This is a genomic window from Aureisphaera galaxeae, from assembly GCF_028561275.1.
GTDB classification, from domain to species: Bacteria; Bacteroidota; Bacteroidia; order Flavobacteriales; family Flavobacteriaceae; genus Aureisphaera; species Aureisphaera galaxeae.
The window spans coordinates 111,617-131,907 of the sequence record NZ_JAQQTF010000004.1 but is presented as its reverse complement, the minus strand read 5'-3'; the positions used below and the strand labels follow the sequence as shown (position 1 = coordinate 131,907).

Annotated in this window: 14 protein-coding genes; 12 read left to right on the top strand and 2 right to left on the bottom strand. The window is 42.5% G+C overall.

Going from position 1 to position 20,291, the window contains the following annotated elements:
• The first annotated feature begins 24 nt into the window (after positions 1-24).
• From POV27_RS05350 to POV27_RS05340, 3 genes are read left to right on the top strand one after another with little or no spacing between them, the layout of a single operon-like run.
• A complete protein-coding gene (locus POV27_RS05350; RefSeq protein ID WP_272861710.1) occupies positions 25-2,982 on the top strand; it encodes an amidohydrolase family protein in 2,958 nt (985 codons plus the stop codon).
• Positions 2,983-2,989: 7 nt separating this feature from the next.
• The gene (locus POV27_RS05345; RefSeq protein ID WP_272861709.1) at positions 2,990-4,285 is read left to right on the top strand and encodes an amidohydrolase family protein; all 1,296 of its coding nucleotides are present in this window, start codon (positions 2,990-2,992) and stop codon (positions 4,283-4,285) included.
• A gap of 48 nt (positions 4,286-4,333) precedes the next feature.
• Positions 4,334-4,774 (top strand): SRPBCC family protein, encoded by a 441-nt coding sequence (locus tag POV27_RS05340; protein WP_272861708.1) that lies wholly within the window; start codon positions 4,334-4,336, stop codon positions 4,772-4,774.
• 200 nt (positions 4,775-4,974) lie between these two features.
• On the opposite strand, the gene POV27_RS05335 is transcribed toward POV27_RS05340, so the two are convergent.
• Positions 4,975-5,787 carry a DUF6503 family protein gene (locus POV27_RS05335; protein ID WP_272861707.1) on the bottom strand — a complete coding sequence of 271 codons (813 nt, stop codon included), beginning with the start codon at positions 5,785-5,787 and terminating at the stop codon, positions 4,975-4,977.
• A 119-nt stretch (positions 5,788-5,906) separates the two neighbouring features.
• Between POV27_RS05335 and POV27_RS05330 the strand changes: the two genes are divergently transcribed.
• A complete protein-coding gene (locus POV27_RS05330; RefSeq protein ID WP_272861706.1) occupies positions 5,907-8,294 on the top strand; it encodes an alpha-L-rhamnosidase-related protein in 2,388 nt (795 codons plus the stop codon).
• A 1-nt stretch (position 8,295) separates the two neighbouring features.
• On the opposite strand, the gene POV27_RS05325 is transcribed toward POV27_RS05330, so the two are convergent.
• Positions 8,296-9,474 carry a T9SS type A sorting domain-containing protein gene (locus tag POV27_RS05325; protein WP_272861705.1) on the bottom strand — a complete coding sequence of 393 codons (1,179 nt, stop codon included), beginning with the start codon at positions 9,472-9,474 and terminating at the stop codon, positions 8,296-8,298.
• A gap of 105 nt (positions 9,475-9,579) precedes the next feature.
• On the opposite strand from POV27_RS05325, the gene POV27_RS05320 reads away from it, so the two are divergent.
• The 8 genes from POV27_RS05320 (at position 9,580) to POV27_RS05285 (ending at position 20,282) form a co-directional block, all read left to right on the top strand.
• On the top strand, positions 9,580-10,386 hold the full coding sequence (locus tag POV27_RS05320; protein WP_272861704.1) for a TrmH family RNA methyltransferase: 807 nt from the start codon (positions 9,580-9,582) through the stop codon (positions 10,384-10,386).
• A 9-nt stretch (positions 10,387-10,395) separates the two neighbouring features.
• Entirely contained in the window at positions 10,396-11,634 is a 1,239-nt protein-coding gene (locus POV27_RS05315; RefSeq protein ID WP_272861703.1) for a M48 family metallopeptidase, read from the top strand.
• Positions 11,635-11,724: 90 nt separating this feature from the next.
• The gene (locus POV27_RS05310) at positions 11,725-13,929 is read left to right on the top strand and encodes a RelA/SpoT family protein (RefSeq protein ID WP_272861702.1); all 2,205 of its coding nucleotides are present in this window, start codon (positions 11,725-11,727) and stop codon (positions 13,927-13,929) included.
• A 24-nt stretch (positions 13,930-13,953) separates the two neighbouring features.
• Complete coding sequence (locus POV27_RS05305) at positions 13,954-14,403, top strand: Fur family transcriptional regulator (RefSeq protein WP_272861701.1); 450 nt, start codon at positions 13,954-13,956, stop codon at positions 14,401-14,403.
• A gap of 6 nt (positions 14,404-14,409) precedes the next feature.
• Positions 14,410-15,684 (top strand): adenylosuccinate synthase, encoded by a 1,275-nt coding sequence (locus POV27_RS05300; RefSeq protein ID WP_272861700.1) that lies wholly within the window; start codon positions 14,410-14,412, stop codon positions 15,682-15,684.
• An 88-nt stretch (positions 15,685-15,772) separates the two neighbouring features.
• A complete protein-coding gene (locus POV27_RS05295) occupies positions 15,773-17,554 on the top strand; it encodes an OstA-like protein (protein ID WP_272861699.1) in 1,782 nt (593 codons plus the stop codon).
• 1 nt (position 17,555) lies between these two features.
• A complete protein-coding gene (locus POV27_RS05290) occupies positions 17,556-18,749 on the top strand; it encodes an aspartate aminotransferase family protein (RefSeq protein ID WP_272861698.1) in 1,194 nt (397 codons plus the stop codon).
• Between the two features lie 132 nt (positions 18,750-18,881).
• Positions 18,882-20,282: a tetratricopeptide repeat protein gene (locus POV27_RS05285; RefSeq protein ID WP_272861697.1), complete on the top strand. Its 1,401-nt coding sequence runs from the start codon at positions 18,882-18,884 to the stop codon at positions 20,280-20,282.
• Positions 20,283-20,291: the final 9 nt, after the last annotated feature.

Sequence of the window (20,291 nt, the reverse complement as noted above, 5' to 3'; positions counted from 1 at the left end):
AGATAAATAACCAATTATTCACTAATGAAAAAATCCCTTTTTTTTCTGCTATGCTTAAGCATGGTAGGATTCGTTCATGGCCAAGATTATTTTCCGAAAAATGACGGTGTCAAGGAAGAAAATAACAATTACACGGCCTTCACCAATGCAACCCTGCACATTAGCCCAGGAAATGTCGTAAAAAAAGGAACACTGCTTATCCAGAACGGAAAAGTAGTCGAGGCCGGAAAAAAGGTCACGGTTCCTGCCAATTCGGTAACCGTCGATATGGATGGGAAACACATTTACCCCTCTTTCATTGAAAGCTACTCTGGTTTCGGTCTCAAGAAGCCCGAAAGAAAACCAAGCAATGGTCGTGGACCGCAATACGATGCTTCTCGTGAAGGATTCTATTGGAATGACCACATCATGCCTGAAACCCATAGTATCGAAAAATTTAAGTACGATAAAAAGAAAGCGAAAGAATTCCGTAAGGCTGGTTTTGGGACCGTAAATACACATCTTATGGATGGTATTGCACGAGGAACAGGAGTTCTGGTAGCACTTAATGATAAGGGAGGCGATCAAGATCGTATTCTGGAAGATGCTTCCGGACAGTTCTTTAGCTTTTCCAAAAGTGTTGCCAGTAGGCAGTCCTACCCTACTTCCCTAATGGGATCTATGGCCTTGCTTCGACAGATGTACAGCGATATGGATTGGTACGCTAAGGGAAATTCCAAAACGAAGGACCGTTCACTAGAAGCCATGATCGAAAACAAAGATTTGATTCCGTTTTTCTATGCCGGGAACAAAGGAAACAATCTTCGAGCTGATAAAATTGGTGATCAATTTGGGATCAATTATGTTATCGTAGGTGGTGGTGATGAATTTGAAGCCATTGAGAGTATCAAGGCCACAAACGCTCGATACATCATTCCATTGGACTTCCCTGCCGCTTTCGACGTAAGTGATCCATTCCACGCCAAGTATGTCGCCCTAGAAGATATGCGTGAGTGGAATCAGGCACCTACCAATCCGAAGGTATTGGCCGAAAACGGTGTGACCTTTTCTCTAACCACGCACGATCTGGATAAAATGTCGGAGTTTAAAACCAACCTTATGAAAGCCATTAAATATGGTCTTTCAGAAACCAAGGCATTAGAAGCTTTAACTACGGTTCCCGCTCAACTACTTGGAAAAAGCAATGTGTTGGGTACTTTGGAAAAAGGAAAATATGCCAACTTCCTAATCACTTCGGGAAATATATTCGAAAAGGAAACCACCCTTTATGAAAACTGGGTACAAGGACATAAGCACGTAATTAACGACATGACCCAAAGGGACATTCGAGGGAAATACTCCCTTTCTGCCAATGGAGTTACGTATGAAATGATTTTGAAAGGGGAAGCAACCAAGCCTAAATTAGAAATGAAGCAAGGCGCTACCAAGTTAAAGGCAAAGGCAACGTATAAAAACGATTGGATCACTTTTTCCTTTACGGATGAAGACAAAAATGAAACCCACACCGCCGCTGCACTAATACCTGCTTCAGGAACTACTTTCTCTGGGAAATTAGTTCAGCCCAATGGAACCGAAAGCACCTTTACCGCGACACGTGCGGGAGATGCCGATAAGGAAGATAAAGACAAGAAGGATAAAGACAAAAAGCCCGAAATCGTCCCCACTACCTACCCTAACGTAGGGTACGGTTTTGCCAGCAAACCCAAATCCCAGAATATGCTATTCCAAAATGCAACGGTTTGGACCAGTGAAGACGCTGGGATCTTAGAAAATACCGATGTATTGGTAAAAGACGGTAAGATCGTAGCCATTGGCAAAGGACTAAGCGCTAGTGGAGCCAAGAAAATTGATGCTACAGGAAAACACCTTACCGCAGGAATTATTGATGAGCACTCACATATTGCAGCTTTCTCCATTAACGAAGCGGGACATAATTCATCTGCCGAAGTTTCCATTGAAGATGTAGTGAATCCAGAGGATATCGACATCTACCGAAATATTGCGGGTGGAGTTACCACCATTCAGATATTACACGGTTCGGCCAATCCCATAGGTGGAAGGTCGGCCATCTTGAAGCTGAAATGGGGCGAAGATGTGGATGGTCTTATTTATGATAACAGTCCGAAGTTCATCAAGTTTGCTTTGGGGGAAAATGTAAAGCAGTCTAACTGGCAAAGTTTCGCCCGTTTCCCACAAACCCGTATGGGAGTAGAGCAAGTGTACGTGAATTATTTCAACCGTGCGAAAGAATACGACGCCAAAAAGAAAAGCGGACAACCTTTCCGATATGACGAAGAACTGGAAGTATTGGCGGAAATTCTTAATGGAGAACGTTTCATTAGCTGCCATAGTTATGTGCAGAGTGAGATCAATATGCTGATGAAAGTAGCAGAACAATTCAATTTTAAGGTAAACACATTCACACATATTTTGGAAGGATACAAGGTAGCCGACAAAATGGCCGAACATGGCGCGGGTGGATCTACCTTTAGCGATTGGTGGGCGTACAAATACGAGGTAAATGATGCTATTCCCCATAACGCAGCCATTATGGCGAGCCAAGGAGTGGTGACGGCCATTAATAGTGACGACAACGAGATGTCCCGTAGATTGAACCAAGAAGCTGCTAAGGGAATTAAGTATGGTGGCATGAGCGAAGAAGAGGCTTGGAAAATGGTAACGATTAACCCAGCTATTCTGCTTCATTTAGATGATCGTACCGGGAGTATTAAAGAGGGGAAAGATGCCGACTTGGTATTGTGGTCGGACAATCCGCTTTCCGTTTACGCCAAGGCTGAGAAGACTATTATCGATGGTACTGTCTATTTCGATATAGATGCAGATAAAGCGAAACGTGAAGCCATTAAAGAGGAGCGCAACAAGCTGATGAATTTAATGCGTGATGAGAAAAATGGCGGTGGAAAAACCACCCCACCCAAAAAGAAAGAGAAGATCCATATGCATTGTGACACCGTAAACTAATCCAACCATGAAGACTTTAAAAAACATATTACTAGCTACAATTATCAGTGTTGGATTACAAGCTTGGGCACAACAAACGCCCGCTCCAGCACAATCGGAAACCATAACCATTACAGGTGCAACGGCCCATTTAGGAAATGGTTCGGTCATAGAAAACAGTGTCATCGTATTCAGTGACGGAAAGATAACCGCCATTGGCGATGCCAGTACCCCAACCCAGGGAAATGTAGTGAATGCCAATGGAAAGCATATATATCCTGGATTCATTGCTCCCGTAAGTACTTTAGGATTGGGAGAAGTAGATGCCCTAAGACAAACCCGTGATTTTGATGAGATCGGGGAATTCATTCCCAACATTAGAAGTATTATAGCCTATAATTCTGAAAGCAAGGTGGTAGAATCCCTGCGTCCCAATGGAGTATTATTGGCTCAGGTAACGCCACAAGGCGGACGTATTTCGGGAACTTCCTCTATCGTACAATTGGATGCCTGGAACTGGGAAGATGCGGCCATTAAAACCGATGACGGTATTCACCTAAGATGGCCCAATAGTTTCAAGCGTGGCCGCTGGTGGTTGGGCGAAGACCCCGCTTGGAAACCAGATGAAAAATACAATGAGCGTATTGAAGAAGTTCGATCGTATTTGAACGAAGCAAAGGCTTACGGAAAGGCCAGTGCATCTTCCAAGAACGAAGGGTTTGCTGCCATGCAAGGACTTTACAACGGAAGCAAAAAACTGTATTTATATGCACAGGGCGAACGTGAAATCGTTGATGCGATCACTACGGCTAAAGAGGCCGGGATTAACCAGGTGGTGCTTGTAGGAGGTTATGAAGCCTATAAGGTTATTCCTTTCCTTAAAAAACACAATATTCCCGTATTGGTAAATCGCGTACATACGACTCCCATGGGTGATGACGACGACTACGATCTGCCTTATAAACTACCAAAGCTTTTAGCTGAGGGAGGTTTATTGGTAGGATTGAATGCCAAAGGACAGATGGAACGCATGAACACCCGTAACCTTCCCTTTTATGCCGGGCATTTAGTAGGCCAAGGGGTAGATAAGGAAACCGCCTTGCAAATGATCACCCTAAATACGGCAAAGATCTTGGGGATCGACTCCAACTACGGAAGCTTGGAAGTAGGTAAAAGTGCCACTTTCTTTGTGAGTGAAGGCGATGCCTTGGATATGCGTGGCAATATGTTGACACATGCTTTTATCGATGGTCGGAAGATTTCGTTAGAAACCCACCAAACCAAGCTCTGGAAGCGGTATATGGACAAGTATTCAGGAAATTAACGAAAGAGGGGTTGCTTTGAAAGCAGCCCCTTTTTGTATACGCATATTATGAATTCGAATAAAGAATATTCCATTTATCATGACCTCGTTATTTTGGGCACTCCAAAACGGGTATATGATGCCGTAAGCCTTCCTGAACACCTCAATAATTGGTGGACACTTAAATGTACGGGAACCCCAAAACAAGGGACCGTTTACAACCTTTACTTTGCTCCGGAATATGATTGGATGGCAGAAGTGGTTTCTGCAACGTCCAATGAATCCTTTCACCTTAGAATGACCCGATCCAGTGAGGATTGGAGCACCACTACTTTTGGCTTTGATCTGGAAGAAAAGAACGAAGGGGTTTTACTTAAATTCTCACATCTAGGATGGTTGCACTGTAATAACGAATTCCGAAATTCCTCTTTCTGTTGGGCTATGCTTCTCAATGGCCTAAAGCAATATGTGGAGAACGGGCATATAGTCCCTTTTGAGGAAAGGAATTAAATTAACCCTTCGACTGCGCTCAGGGTGACATTTTCTGGGGTGATCGAGTGATTTTCGAAGAAAATTGTATCGAGAGCACCTAAGTACGTGCCATCTTGTTCATGCCTCAGGATTCGTTAGACTTCTCGATACATTCCGCCTGAGGCGGAACACTCGAAGTCCGTTTATTACCAATCAAGAAGCCTTACGTCATGACTAAATCATCGCTCCACCACTTCAGCTCCTTCCGGCATAGCAAACACACTTTCTTGTGGCATAGTAGTATATAGTTTTGCATTTTGGAATTCCATACTGCTTCGTACGTCTTTAGGACTGTTCTCTTCAGAAGTATACCAAGTAAGCTTTTTGGGGAGCAATACATCATTCACAGTCTCCCATTTTTCGTAGTGGATAAAACTCCATCGATCGCTTTTTTCATTGCTTCGATAGGTTACCGTATACGCCAACCATTCCATTTTGTGCGTCGTCGGATCAAAATAGAGGATGTATTCATCCTTGGGCGAATCTCCAATACCGTCGTCATAGGAAACTTTAATCCCTTCGTATTCTTTGCCTAACAACTTAGTGTTAGGGATGAGCTCATATTGAATTCCATCATCCCCCAGAACAAAGGGCATGGCGTAGAAATAAAAATATAAGTTGTGGTAAAAACGGGCATTCCCTTCATAGGCATCTTCCATGTTTTGTAAGAGCCAAACTTGGGTCCCATCGTATCCTATGGACCAATCGGGTTGATTTATCCTCACACGTCGGTCCTTTAAAGAAACCGTATGTAATTCTGGAGTCTCCCCTTTCATGACCTCATAAGAAAGGGTATTCATTTGGTTCCATTGTTCCATGCCTCCATGGGCTTCAAAAACTTGGGATACTTTATCAGGATAGGTAACCAAAGCTACATTTTCAACTTCTTCCGGGGGAAGGGCCGTATCTTCAACTTCTGGATTCGATGTGGTATTCTTGCAGGAAATGAAAAAGATTGAAGCAAGAATGGAAAGGACAAATAGTTTTTTCATGATGGTTTGTTTTTAATGTGTATTGGACGAAGGAATTTGCAATCCTTACATTCTGAATCACAGAGATTGGCACTTTACTTCAAAAAACTTATTTTTAAGCTACCAACAAATATACGATCGTGAAAAAAGCCTTTCTCCTAATCTGTTTATTGCCCTTTATTAGTTGTCAAAATTCCGAAGAAAAACCCCTAAGCTTTGCTGAGCTTTCCGAAGGGAGCCCTTCCATTACGGGAAAGGAGTCGTACCTCGAATCGCCTTACGTTACGGCAGGGGATCGGGTATATATCGTAGGACATCAAGACGGGTCTTTCCCCGATCTGGGATGGCACATTAAAGGGGAAATGGGAGGTATTTGGAACCATCCCATTAAGCTGATGGATGGGTTCGAAATTTCATTACAGCTAGAGGACTCAAATCATGTATTAAAAAAAGCCGATTCGTTCTCAAATTATCCCTATGCCAATAAAATGAACTATTCCTTAAATGAAGACTTGTCCGTGGAACGTTGGCAATTTGTACCTGACGGAAAAGAAGGTGTGGTGATACAACTTCATATTACCAATCGAGGATCAAAAGGGAAGGGCGTAGTAAATTTTACGGCACAATCAGACCTTCGCCCAACCTGGTTAGGAGAGCGAACCCAAATGATAGATGGACCCGATTTGGCGAGCTACGATAGTACCAAAGGACTACTTACTTTCAAGGATAGTCTTAACCCCTGGTATTCCATCATAGGAATGGACGCAAGGGTAACAGGGTATTCGGAAGCTGAGAAAGAAGCTAGTGCTAGCAATGCCAAAACTTTAAGCTATGAAATTGAATTACCGGAAAATGGATCTACCCTTGTGAATTTTGTGATTGCTGGCTCTTATCTTTCCGAAGAATCAGCCTTGGAGAATCATAGATCGATTAGACAAAATCTTTACAACGATTTTACAGCGAAAAAAGAACGCTACGAAGCCCTTTCCGAAAAAACCAAATTAACGGTCCCAGACAAAGACATTGAAGAAGCTTTTGAATGGGTAAAGTACAACTGTGATTGGCTGGTTCGTACGGTTCCAGAAATAGGCACGGGCATTGGCGCAGGTATTCCCGACTACCCATGGTGGTTCGGGGTAGATAGCGAATATGCCCTGCAAGGGTATATGGCCATAGGGCAAAGGGATCCTGTTTATAGCACTATCAAGCTATTGGACAGTGTTTCTGAAGCGGTAAATAGCAATGGACGCATTATACACGAAATGTCTACCAATGGAGCTGTTTTCAATCCGGGAAATATCAACGAAACCCCTCAGTTTGCTACCCTCATTTGGAAGATTTATCAATGGAATGGCGACAAGGCTTTCTTGGAAAAGTACTTCCCAACTATTGAAAAAGGACTCAACTGGCTCATGAACGAGAACGATGCCGATAAAAATCAGTTTCCAGATGGCTATGGTATGATGGAAGTGCATGGAATGGACAGCGAAATGATCGATGTAGCCGCCTATACCCAAAAAGCCTTTGCCGATGCTTCCAAAATCGCAGCCGAGATCGGAAAAGATGGATTGAGCAAAGGCTACGCCTACATCGCAGAACAGATTAAGGGTAAGATCAACGAACAATTCTGGAGCGAAGAGTTTAATTCTTATGCAGATTTCATTGGATCTGACGAGCAAGCCCTTCATCTCATCGAAGACGCTATTGTTCGTGCCGATACCTTGGGAAAACCTTGGGCGGTGGAAGAACTGAAACAAACACGCGAGGCAATATTGGCGAACCCTTCTTCGGAATCGCGTCCTTTCGTCATGCACCACAATTGGGTAGTGAACACGCCTATGGAAGTAGGTATTGCACCAGAAGACAAAGCCATTAAAGCCTTGAATACCGCTGAAAAGTTCGTGAATCCTTTCGGGGTGTTCGTCACAGGGATTGACCGTGACGAATCGGCTGGAAGTGATGACGGCTCCTTTCAAGGAAGTAAGGTATTCTCCTATACAGGTGCCGTGATGACCTTACCCACAGGAGTACAGATCGTTTCTGAAAACAACTATGGAAGACCGGATAAAGCATTAAATTATATGAAACGGATGACACGTACTTTCAGTTATGCACTACCCGGCAGTATTTATGAAGTGTCCCCCGATTACGGAATGGTCACCCAAGCTTGGAACATATACGGTTATGCTGTTCCCATCGTAGAGCAGTTTTTCGGCATTCAGCCAGATGCGGCCAACAAAAAGGTCTTCATTAAACCACAAATGCCGTCCTCTTGGGATGATGCCGCTTTGGAAAACGTTCAGGTGGGCGATAACGAAATATCGGTGTACTTCACCAATAAAAATGGTGTTACCGAAGTTAGGGTGACTCAAACACAGGACGATTGGGAAATAGTGGTCCAATTACCGAAAGTCGAAGGTTCCAGCTTTTCAGTAGACGGAACACGAATCAGTTCTGAAGTATCCCCGAGTTACTATCGTATTTCTTCAGAACAAAAGGAGGCCGCCCTTATCGTGAAACAGAAATAGCTTAGTTTTTCACAAAAGGCTTCACAAGTTTATTGCCATCGGTAAGGATTTGAATCCAATACATTCCTGAAGGGAATTGAGATACATCGATTGTCTGTTTTGACTTTTCAGAAATAAGCTGTCTACCATGCATATCGAACACCTTCAACTCGATTTCCGAAAATTCAGCGTTTGATTGAATGTGAATTTCCTGACGAGCTGGATTAGGATACAGCACGAAACTTTCAGCAGAAAAAGTATCCAAACTTAGGGTTCCATCGGTTTCAATCTGAAAGTTGGTTAACACATAACTTCCATTGTCCGTATTGGTCATACGCACATAAATGGTCTGTGGATTGGCAATGTTTTGATAAGCCGTTGGATTGGCTATGGGATTGGTCCCTGCATCCGAATCGGCCATGGTTTCGTGATAGGCAAACTCGAACAGCGAAGGATCCTGGCTTCCTAGCATGAGCGCTTCGTTTGCCGTAAGATCGAAGATAGCCAGTCCATTATCGTCCCCTTCATTTACAAAGATATCTACCGGATCGGTATCTATGGCAGGGCAATCTACCCAAACGATGAGTTCTAGTTCCACAATGGCAAAGCACCCAGTAATGATGTCTTCTACCCTAACGTATAGTATTTCAGAAAATGGAGTTGTATTTGTATAAGGGCTCGCTAAGGGGTTCTGGTTTGTTTCGGCATCAGCCAAATTAGTATGATAGGAGATACTAACATTTGGATCTCCGTCAGCTATTTCTGCATCTTTACTAACTAAATCGAATTCAAAGAATATCCCATCATCATCTGTGTCACAAGCTATGAGTGGTGTAGGTTGAACCGCAGCGGGCTGGGGAAGTACAATCAAAGCAAAATTTGTAGTATCAAAATTTCCATTGATCACACTTTCCAATCGTGCAAAAATAGATTGAGGGTTGGATACATTTATATAGGATGTGGGTATTGCGATGGCATTAATTCCGGCATTGGCATCCGCCTCAACTTCATAGTACGTCACAAAGAAGTCAGTAGGAGACTGAGCGCCTAAAATTTGAGACTCGGTTATCGTAAGATCGAATATCTGAAAACTATCGTCATTGTCATCGCATAGCTGTATATCATCCGGTTGATTGGCCACTTGGGCATGGAGGCCTACCACAAAAAATAACAAGACATAAAGAGGTAAAGTTCTGATCATACTATCAATTTTTTCCGAAAGGTAGTTAATTAATTCATTTTGAATGTCTCTTGCCTCTAATTCCACCCGATATTCTTGAAATCCATAAAAAGCTATCTTTGCTCCGTGAATAAGTCCATTTCCAGTCTTCAGAACCCTTTGGTAAAACAGGTGGTCCAACTCATGGAAAAATCCCGCGAACGTAGGAAACAAGGTTTGTTTGTGGTGGAAGGCCAACGGGAAATACAATTGGCCCTTTCTGGTGGATATTCTATAGAAACACTTTTGTACTGTACGGATATCATTGGGTATCTGGCTTTGGAAATGCTCGTTGATTCATTGGACGAGGCTACCGAAAGCATACAAATTTCGAAAGAAATTTATCAAAAACTGGCCTATCGTGGTTCTACCGAAGGCGTTATTGCTATCGCAAAAACAAAGGATCTGAACCTTGAAAACCTAACGTTTTCCAATAAAAACCCATTGATTCTTGTAGCAGAAGCCCCCGAAAAACCAGGCAATATTGGAGCCCTTTTACGAACGGCCGATGCAGCCAATGTAGATGCCGTAATTATCGCTAGTCCCAAAACCGATCTATACAACCCTAATATATTGCGAAGTAGTGTAGGTTGCGCTTTTACCAATGCCATAGGTATGGCTACTTCAGAAGAAATCATTGCTTTTTTAAAGGAAAAAAACATCGCAATTTATAGTGCTATCCTTCAGGAAGCCGTTCCTTATCATACACAAGATTACACCCAAGCAAGCGCTATTGTAGTGGGTACAGAAGCGGATGGACTTTCAGAAATATGGCGGGAACACAGCACCAAAAATATCATCATTCCCATGCAGGGCGCTATCGATTCCATGAACGTTTCGGTAGCTGCAGGAATTCTTATCTTTGAAGCTAAGAGACAACGACAATTTCAGTAACCCCAAATTATGATCCCAGAAACTCTCTTCTACATTCTTATCGCAATCTTAGTGGTTAATTTTGTCATCGACAAACTTTTGGATGCGCTCAATGCCAAGCGATTTTCCGATGCACTACCCGAAGAATTGAGCGATGTATACGATGCACAAGCCTATGAAAAATCGCAGAATTACAAGAAGGAAAAATACCGCTTCGGACTACTAACTTCATCCATTTCCCTAATAACCACCCTCCTATTTTTCTTTTTAGATGGCTTCGTCTTTGTAGATGAGCTCGCGAGAAGTTTTTCGGATAATGAGATTTTGGTAGCGCTACTATTCTTCGGAATTATCATGCTAGCCAGCAGTCTTGTGAGTGCCCCATTTTCCTATTACAATACGTTCGTGATTGAAGAGAAGTACGGATTCAATAAAACTACGCGAAAGACCTTCTTTTTGGATAAACTGAAAGGCGGAATTATGGCCGCTGTAATTGGTGGGGGAATCCTGGCCGCCATCCTTTGGTTCTACCAAAAGACCGGCACGAATTTCTGGTTGTATGCTTGGGGCGTCATCGCTTTCTTTTCTTTATTTATGAATATGTTTTACGCACGACTTATTGTGCCCATATTCAATAAACAAACCCCGTTGGAAACTGGGGAACTACGGGAGCAAATTGAAGCTTATGCTTCTAAAGTTGGTTTTAGTCTTAAAAACATATTCGTAATCGATGGTTCTAAGCGAAGCACCAAAGCAAATGCTTACTTCTCAGGCTTCGGAAGGGAAAAACGAATTACACTCTACGATACACTGATTAATGATTTGGAACAAGATGAAATCGTTGCAGTGCTGGCGCACGAAGTAGGTCACTACAAAAGAAACCACATTATCTACAACCTTTTTGCCACCATTCTTATTACGGGATTTACGTTTTGGCTGCTGTCTTTGTTTATAGGAAGTGACACTTTAAGTCAGGCCCTAGGAGTGCCACAAGCGTCTTTCCATATAGGGCTAGTGGCCTTCGGAATCTTATACACGCCTATTTCGGAAATAACAGGATTGTTTATGAACTTGCTTTCCCGAAAATTTGAGTATCAGGCAGACGATTATGCCAAAATGACGTATTCGGCCGGGCCGCTCATTTCGGCACTTAAAAAACTGTCTAAGAATAGCTTGAGTAACCTTACGCCACACCCAGCCTACGTTTTCGTTCACTACTCTCACCCTACCTTACTGCAGCGTTTTAGAAATCTGCGACAAACGGATTAGATAAAGCTTCCTAAAACGTTTTTGCTTAAGATTCATCATTTCTAGCACATTTTTTGTTGTTGTTAAGGTGCAATTCATTAATTTTAGTTTATGACTGAGGCACTCATAGAAGCAGAAAACAAGGAAATTGCAAAGCAATACAAGGAGCTATTAAAGATTAGCTACCGTACCCTGTCTGCGGCCGATAAGAAATTGATTCGGTCTGCATTCGACGTGGCGGTAGACGCACACAAAGATCAGCGTAGAAAAAGTGGAGAAGCCTATATCTTCCATCCCATCGCTGTTGCTAAGATTGTAGCTTCCGAAATTGGTTTGGATGCGACTTCTATTGCCGCTGCCCTGCTTCATGATGTTGTTGAAGATACCGAATACACCTTGGTGGATCTGGAACAAATGTTCGGTGAAACTGTAGCTCGTATTGTTGATGGATTGACCAAGATTTCGGCTTTGGAGTACGATGGCGATGTTTCCATACAGGCTGAGAACTTCCGTAAAATGCTGTTAACCCTTAATGAAGACATTAGGGTAATCATCATTAAAATCGCGGACCGTCTGCACAATATGCAGACGATGGATTCCATGCCTGGACATAAACAAGTGAAGATCGCATCAGAAACCCTATACATTTATGCGCCTTTGGCACATCGTATTGGGCTTTATAATATTAAAACCGAGTTGGAGGATTTAGGATTAAAATATACCGAACCCGAGGTATACCAGGACATCCTAAGTAAAATGAAGGAGAGCAAGGAAGATCAGGATGCCTATATAGAAGACTTTTCGAAGGTGCTCCGTGATTCATTGGATGCCGAAAAATTGAGCTACGAAATTAAGGGGCGACCTAAGTCTATCTTTTCCATACGCAGGAAAATGATCGGCCAAAATGTAAGCTTCGACGAAGTATACGATAAGTTTGCCGTACGAATCATCTACCAAAGTAAACCCGAGAATGAAAAATTCTTGGCGTGGAAGATCTATTCTATCGTTACCGATCACTTTAGACCCAACCCTATCCGATTACGGGATTGGATTTCCTCTCCCAAATCTACTGGATATGAAGCCTTACACATCACGGTCATGGGGCCGAAAGGACGATGGGTTGAAGTTCAGATTCGAAGTGAACGCATGAACGAGATTGCCGAAAAAGGGTACGCCGCCCATTATAAATACAAGAATACCGAAAAAGAAGACCAAGGATTGGACGACTGGCTCAACAAATTACAGGTGACCCTGGAAAATGCCGAGATCAATGCAGTCGATTTTGTAGAAGAATTCAAGTTGAATCTATACGCCAAGGAAATCTTTGTCTTCTCACCCAAAGGGGATCTGTATTCCCTTCCGAAAGGAGCCACCGCTTTGGATTTTGGATTCCATGTTCATACCGAAGTGGGATTACATACCCGTGGAGCTAAAGTAAATGGCAAATTAAAGCCCTTAAGCCATGAATTGAAAAGTGGCGATCAGGTAGAGATTATTACTTCCGAAAAGAGCAAACCCTCTGCCAACTGGTTAGATTATGTAACCACCGGTAAGGCTCGTTCCAAGATTAAATCTTCGCTTAAGGAAGAACAAAAGCAGATTGCGGCCGAAGGTAAAGTCGTATTGGCGCGAAAACTGAAGTCACTCAAGATTACTTTAGACGAGAAAACGGTGAACCAACTGGTGGTTTATTTTAAACTGAAAACCAGTTTGGATCTCTTCTACCGTGTAGGTGCTGGTATTATAGACAACCAACAGTTGAAGGACTTCGCGGCTTCCAGGAACAATGCGCTTATTAGTTTCTTCAAAAACAGAATCCGAAGACCGCAGACACCAGAGGATGTTAACAAGGATGAGATTACCGTAAAATACGATCAATTGGTGTTTGGTAAGGACGAACAGCATCTGGATTACAAGATGTCCAATTGTTGCAACCCAATTCCTGGGGATGACGTATTTGGGTTTACTACGGTAAATGAGGGAATTAAAATACATAAGAAAAACTGTCCCAACGCGCTGCAAATGCAGAGCAACTATGGCTATCGCGTGATGCAAGCCAAATGGATCGATTCTACACAACAGGAATTCCAAGCAGAATTGCTCATTACAGGTATCGACACCATTGGGTTGGTAAACGAAGTAACCCGTGTCATTTCTAACAACCTCCATATCGATATGAAAAGCGTTCATTTCGATACGGATGACGGCACCTTTAGCGGGAAAATTATCGTGGTGGTAAAGAACAAGTCCATTCTTGATAATTTGGTTAAAAACATTAAAAAAATAAACGGAATAGATAAAGTTTCTCGACTTTAATTTCAGTAACTTTGCACCTTGGTAATGAGTGCAACAGAGCAAAATAATCAGGCAATTGTAAAGAATGTTTTCACCGGGTTCCTTGAAGAGAAGGGACACAGGAAAACCCCGGAACGCTACGCCATTCTTCAGGAGATTTATGACCATGATGATCATTTCGATATAGAATCGCTCTATATCAATATGAAAAACAAAAACTATCGTGTAAGTCGTGCCACCCTCTACAATACCATCGAATTATTGTTAGAATGTGGATTGGTTCGTAAGCACCAGTTTGGCCAGAGCCAGGCCCACTACGAGAAATCCTATTTCGATCGGCAACACGATCATGTTATTTTGGAAAATGGTGAGGTTATCGAATTTTGCGACCCCCGCATTCAGAGCATTAAAAAGACCATTGAAGAAGTTTTTGATATTGAAATAACCAACCATTCCCTGTATTTCTACGGAAACAGGAAGAAATCCAACACTTAAATACATATGGCAGTAGACTTACTACTAGGACTACAATGGGGAGATGAAGGAAAAGGAAAAATCGTCGACGTACTTACCCAAAATTATGACATTATTGCGCGTTTTCAAGGAGGCCCCAATGCTGGGCACACCTTAGAATTCGATGGTATTAAACACGTACTGCATACCATTCCCAGTGGGATCTTTCACGAAAGTGCCATCAATTTGGTGGGGAACGGTGTGGTTATCGACCCAGTCATCTTCAAAAAAGAGTTGGACAATCTAGAGAAGTTCAATATCGACATCAAACAAAAATTACTCATTTCAAGAAAGGCCCATCTTATCTTGCCAACGCACCGTCTATTGGATGCCGCAAGTGAAGCTTCTAAAGGAAAGGCCAAAATTGGCTCCACCCTTAAAGGGATTGGCCCCACGTATATGGACAAAACCGGAAGAAACGGAATCCGTGTAGGGGATATTGAAATGGACGACTGGAAAGAAAAATACCGTGCCTTGGCCAACAAGCATGAGGCAATGATTTCTTTCTACAAAGCAGAAATAGAATACGATCTACAAGAATTGGAAGGTGAATTCTTCGAAGCGGTTGAAGTTTTGAAACAATTAACTTTCATCGATAGTGAAGAATACCTACATCAAGCACAAAAGGATGGTAAAAAGATATTGGCCGAAGGTGCACAAGGATCCCTACTCGATATCGACTTCGGAACCTACCCTTACGTAACTTCTTCCAACACCACTGCCGCAGGAGCTTGTACTGGTTTGGGAGTAGCTCCGAATAAGATCAAGGATGTTTTCGGGATATTCAAAGCCTATGCTACCCGTGTAGGAAGCGGCCCCTTCCCTACCGAACTTTTCGATAGCTACGGAGAAACGATGGGACGTGTTGGGAATGAGTTTGGTGCAACTACCGGACGCCCAAGAAGGTGCGGTTGGCTGGATTTGGTTGCCCTTAAATATGCTGTGCATGTAAATGGAGTAACCCAATTAATGATGATGAAAGGTGATGTATTGAGCGGTTTCGATATGCTGAAAGTATGTACTGCCTATAAATACAAGGGAGAAACCATTCAGCATTTACCGTACAACATTGAATCCGAGAATGTAACTCCAGTGTATTCAGAATTGAAAGGTTGGAAGGAAGACCTTACCAAAATGACAGATGCTTCACAGTTTCCACAGGAATTAAACGATTACATCGCTTTCTTGGAAAAAGAACTGGAAGTTCCTATTACTATTGTATCCGTAGGTCCTGACCGAACCCAGACGATTCACAGATCATAGCCATTAGGATTTCTGGCATTTTGGGGTGAGTCATTTTTTAATATACAATTAGCACCCTATTTTTGCGGTAATCCTTATTATTGCTTCTTTGAGACGCACCTACTACATATTCCTATTATTGTTTTTTACCATTTCAATGGGATATGGTCAGGTAACTGTAATTGAAAGGGATACCACACAAACTACCCAAGTTTCCGTAAAATCAGGGTATTTCGAAAAGAAACCCGAATTCCCCGATGCTGTTATCTACACCATGGATAGTGACGGACAGGTGTATATCGTACATGAAGGGGTTGAAATGTGGTGTAACCAAGCCTACGTATACTTTAAAGACAACTTTGTAAAAGCTTATGGTGATGTGAAACTCCTACAGGGAGATACCGTTTCCATGCAAAGCAAATATGCCGAATACAACGGAAACACTTCTTTTGCATTTGCTAGTGGCGATGTGGTATTAAAAGAACCCAAGACTACGCTTAAAACCGACACGCTTTATTTCGATAGAGTAAAACAACAGGCCTATTACCGTAGTGGTGGAACCGTTCAGGATACGGCGAGCACCTTGACCAGCTGGATTGGTCGCTACTATGCCGACACCAAGAAATACCAGTTCCTTTCAGAAGTAATCATTAAAAATCCCGAATACACCGTGAAATCCCCTCAATTGGATTTCTATTCTGAAACAGGAGGTGCTTATCTCTATGGACCTTCGACCATTGAAAGTGAAACGAGCACGGTTTATTGCGAAAGAGGCTATTATAACACCCGTGCCAATACGGGGCATTTTGTAAAGAATTCCCGCATCGATTATGAAAATAGAACTCTGTACGGGGATAGCATCTATTTCGATCGTGGACAAAGCTTCGCTTCCGCTACCAACAATATCAGGGTTTTGGATACCATTAATAAAAGTATTATCCGTGGGCATTATGCCGAAGTGTTTCGCGCAAAGGATTCGGTATTCATTACCAAACGTGCCGTTGCCGTGACCCTTCAGGAGCAGGACTCTGTTTATGTGCATGCCGACACCCTTCAAGTAACGGGGAAGCCTGAAAATCGTGTCATTAAGGGCTTTTATCGCGCCCGAATGTTCAAACAAGGACTGGAAGGCGAACAACCCACTAGTGGTAAATGCGATTCTATTTTTATTGATGAAAAGTTAGGGATTACCAAACTTCTCCGGGAACCGATTCTTTGGAGCGGGGAAAATCAGATGACTGGGGATACCATTCACCTGCTCAATAACAAAGTGACAGATGAGTTGGACACCTTGAAGGTCTTCAATAATTCCTTTCTCATTCAAAAAGACACTTTAGAGGCGAATGCCTATAATCAGGTGAAGGGCGAGCGGTTGATAGGGTTGTTCACCAACAATCAGTTGGATACCGTAAACATCATCAAGAATACTGAAGTGATCTACTACTTCCGAAATGATAAAAACGAATTGGTGGGGATCGACAATACCTTATCGAGCTCTATTCAATTGTATTTGGAAGAACAGAAAATCACAGGGATGAAATTCATTAATAAAGTACCGGGAAAGGTATATCCAGAAAGCGAGTTCCCTGAAAATGCACGTTTACTACCGGGGTTTAAATGGCGGGGCGATGAACGACTTTTCAGCAAAGAAGATCTGTTCGCTGGTAAACCGAAGCCCATCTTACCTAAAATCAAGGGAATTCCTTTACCTGAAGATGAAGGGGAATTCTTCGAGGAAATAGATGAAGAAGAACTGGAAATCCCGGAATATTCCAAACTGAAAGTGAAGGACCTGAAAGACCGTGAGGATGATCCCAAATTCCGCACACAGAAAACAGATTCCTTAGAACAAAAGATAAAGGAAGAAGAGGAATTGATAAAAGAGCAATAGCATGCTTTCCGATTTCTTTACATACCAAGCACAAACCACTCCCCATCCTTTGGGAATGGAGATTTCGCATGCCAATGGTTGCTACATCTATGACACACAAGGAAATGCCCATCTAGATTTTGTAGCCGGGGTTTCGGCCTGTTCCTTGGGGCACGGTCACCCCAAAGTAATCCAAGCTGTTACCGAACAATTGGAAAAGTATGCCCATGTCATGGTTTACGGGGAATATGCTCAAGGCCCAGCGGTGGAATTGTGCAAATTATTGGCTTCCCTCCTTCCCGACCCATTAGACACTACCTATTTGGTAAATAGCGGTACCGAAGCTATTGAAGGTTCTTTGAAGTTAGCACGGCGAGCCACGGGAAGAAGTGAAATTTTATATGCCCATCATGCGTATCATGGTAATACCATGGGATCGCTAAGTGTTATGGGGTACGAAGAGCGAAAAGAACCATTTGGCCCATTGATACCCGATTGCCATGCCATTACCTTCAATTCTTTAGAAGATATTGATCGCATTACCGAATCGACGGCTGCTGTGATTCTGGAAACCATTCAGGGAGGAGCGGGATTCATTCTACCCGAAAACAATTATCTAAAAAAGGTTAAGGAGCGCTGTGAAAAAGTGGGTGCCTTGCTTATTCTGGATGAGATTCAGCCAGGCTTTGGTCGTACAGGAACACTCTTCGGTTTTCAACATTTTGACGTCGTTCCAGATATCTTAGTCATGGGTAAAGGTATGGGAGGTGGTCTGCCTATAGGTGCTTTTACCGCCTCGCAAGCGCTTATGTCCTTGCTAAAGGATCGACCCAAATTAGGGCATATTACCACCTTCGGTGGAAACCCTGTCATAGCGGCAGCTGCATTGGCCACGCTTAAAGAAATTGCCGAAAGAGATTTCATGAGGCAGATGAATGCCAAGGAAGCTCTTTTTAGAAAACATCTTGAACATCCTCTTATTAAGGAAATTAGAGGCAAAGGCCTTATGCTTGCTGCTTTCGTGGAGGATGGAGATCTAGCCACAGAAGCCATTCTAGCTTGTAAAAAGGAAAATCTCATCCTTTTTTGGTTATTATTTGAACCCCGTGCCATCCGAATTACACCGCCCCTCACAATAACAGAGGAGGAAATCATAAAAGGGTGTGAAATTTTGACAGGTGTACTAGATGAAATCCATTCCAAAAACAAAGGGTAAAACACACTGTATATCAAATTGTTAAACCCCCGTTAAAGCTGTTGATAAGCTTGTTAACAAGAAAAAGGGCACGACTCTTGAAGGCTACAATACATTAGTATCTTTAATTGGAGAAACAGTTAAAACGCTTATATGCATTTAAGCCCTAACGAGCATAACAACTTTTCACTTTCCCGTTTCGAATCCATGTTAAAGACCAATGACGTTTATTTCTTCGACTCCGAAGAGTTCGAGGAGATTATTCAGCATTACTTGGAAAACGGAAAGGTAGCCCTTGCCAAAAAGGCAACTAGGATGGGATTGGAGCAACATCCAAGCTCCACCAATCTTAAGTTGTTTCAGGTAGAAATGCACATATTTGAAAACGAACTGGATAAGGCGGAAGAAATCCTGGATGAACTCTATGTACTGGAAAAGTCGAACGAGGAAATCTACATTCAGAAAGCCAATGTGTATTCTAGAAGGGACGAACATAAAAAAGCGATTTCCTTATTAGAAAAAGCCCTAGAAATTACGGCCGATGAAGCTGACGTGCTTTCGCTTATGGGAATGGAGTATCTGTTCATGGAGGATTTTGAGCACGCCAAATACTACTTTATGAAGTGCTTGGAGCAGGACGAACAGGACTATTCTGCCCTTTACAATATTATATACTGTTTCGATTACCTTCAGGAGCACGAGGCCGCTATCGATTACCTGAATGATTTCTTGAACAAAAATCCTTACTGCGAAGTTGCTTGGCATCAAGTAGGAAAACAATACTATACCCTAGAGGAATACGAAAAGGCCCTCGCTGCTTTTGATTTTGCCGTGATTAGTGACGACCGATTCATCGGAGCTTATCTCGAAAAAGGTAAGGTCTTGGAAAAGCTGAAGCAATACGAAAGAGCTATTGAAAGTTATTCCATCACACTTGGCTTGGACGAGCCTACTTCCTTTGCCCTATTGCGAATTGGTAAATGTTATGAAAAACTGGAGAATTACGAATTGGCCCTTCAGTTTTATAATAAATGTGTGGAGGAAGATGCCTTATTGGATAAAGGCTGGATTGCCATTACCGATTTCTATTTCAAAAAGAAAAACTATCAGAAGGCCCTGTATTATATAGAGAAAGCGATCAATATAGATACGGAAAATGTATTGTATTGGAAACGCTATGCCAAGATCAATAAACGATTAAGTCTCTTTGAAGAAGCCGAGCATGGTTTCCGTAGAACCATAGAGTTGGGCAACTACGAAATGGAGACTTGGTTATCCCGCTGTGATATTCTTATCGAACTGGGAGAGTATGATGCAGGTATCAATAATTTACTTCAGGCGGCCGAATTCTATCCCGAAAATGCCGAAATAGAATACCGGTTGGCAGGGCTTTACTACAAGCTTTTGGAGGACAACAAAGCAGAATTCCACCTTAAGAATGCTTTAAATCTTGACGACGAATTTGCCATGATCATAGAGGAGTTGTTCCCTAAGGTGTACAACAAAAAAAGGGTACAAGAATTAATCAAAGATCACAAGAAGCCTTCGTTATAAAATGCGTAT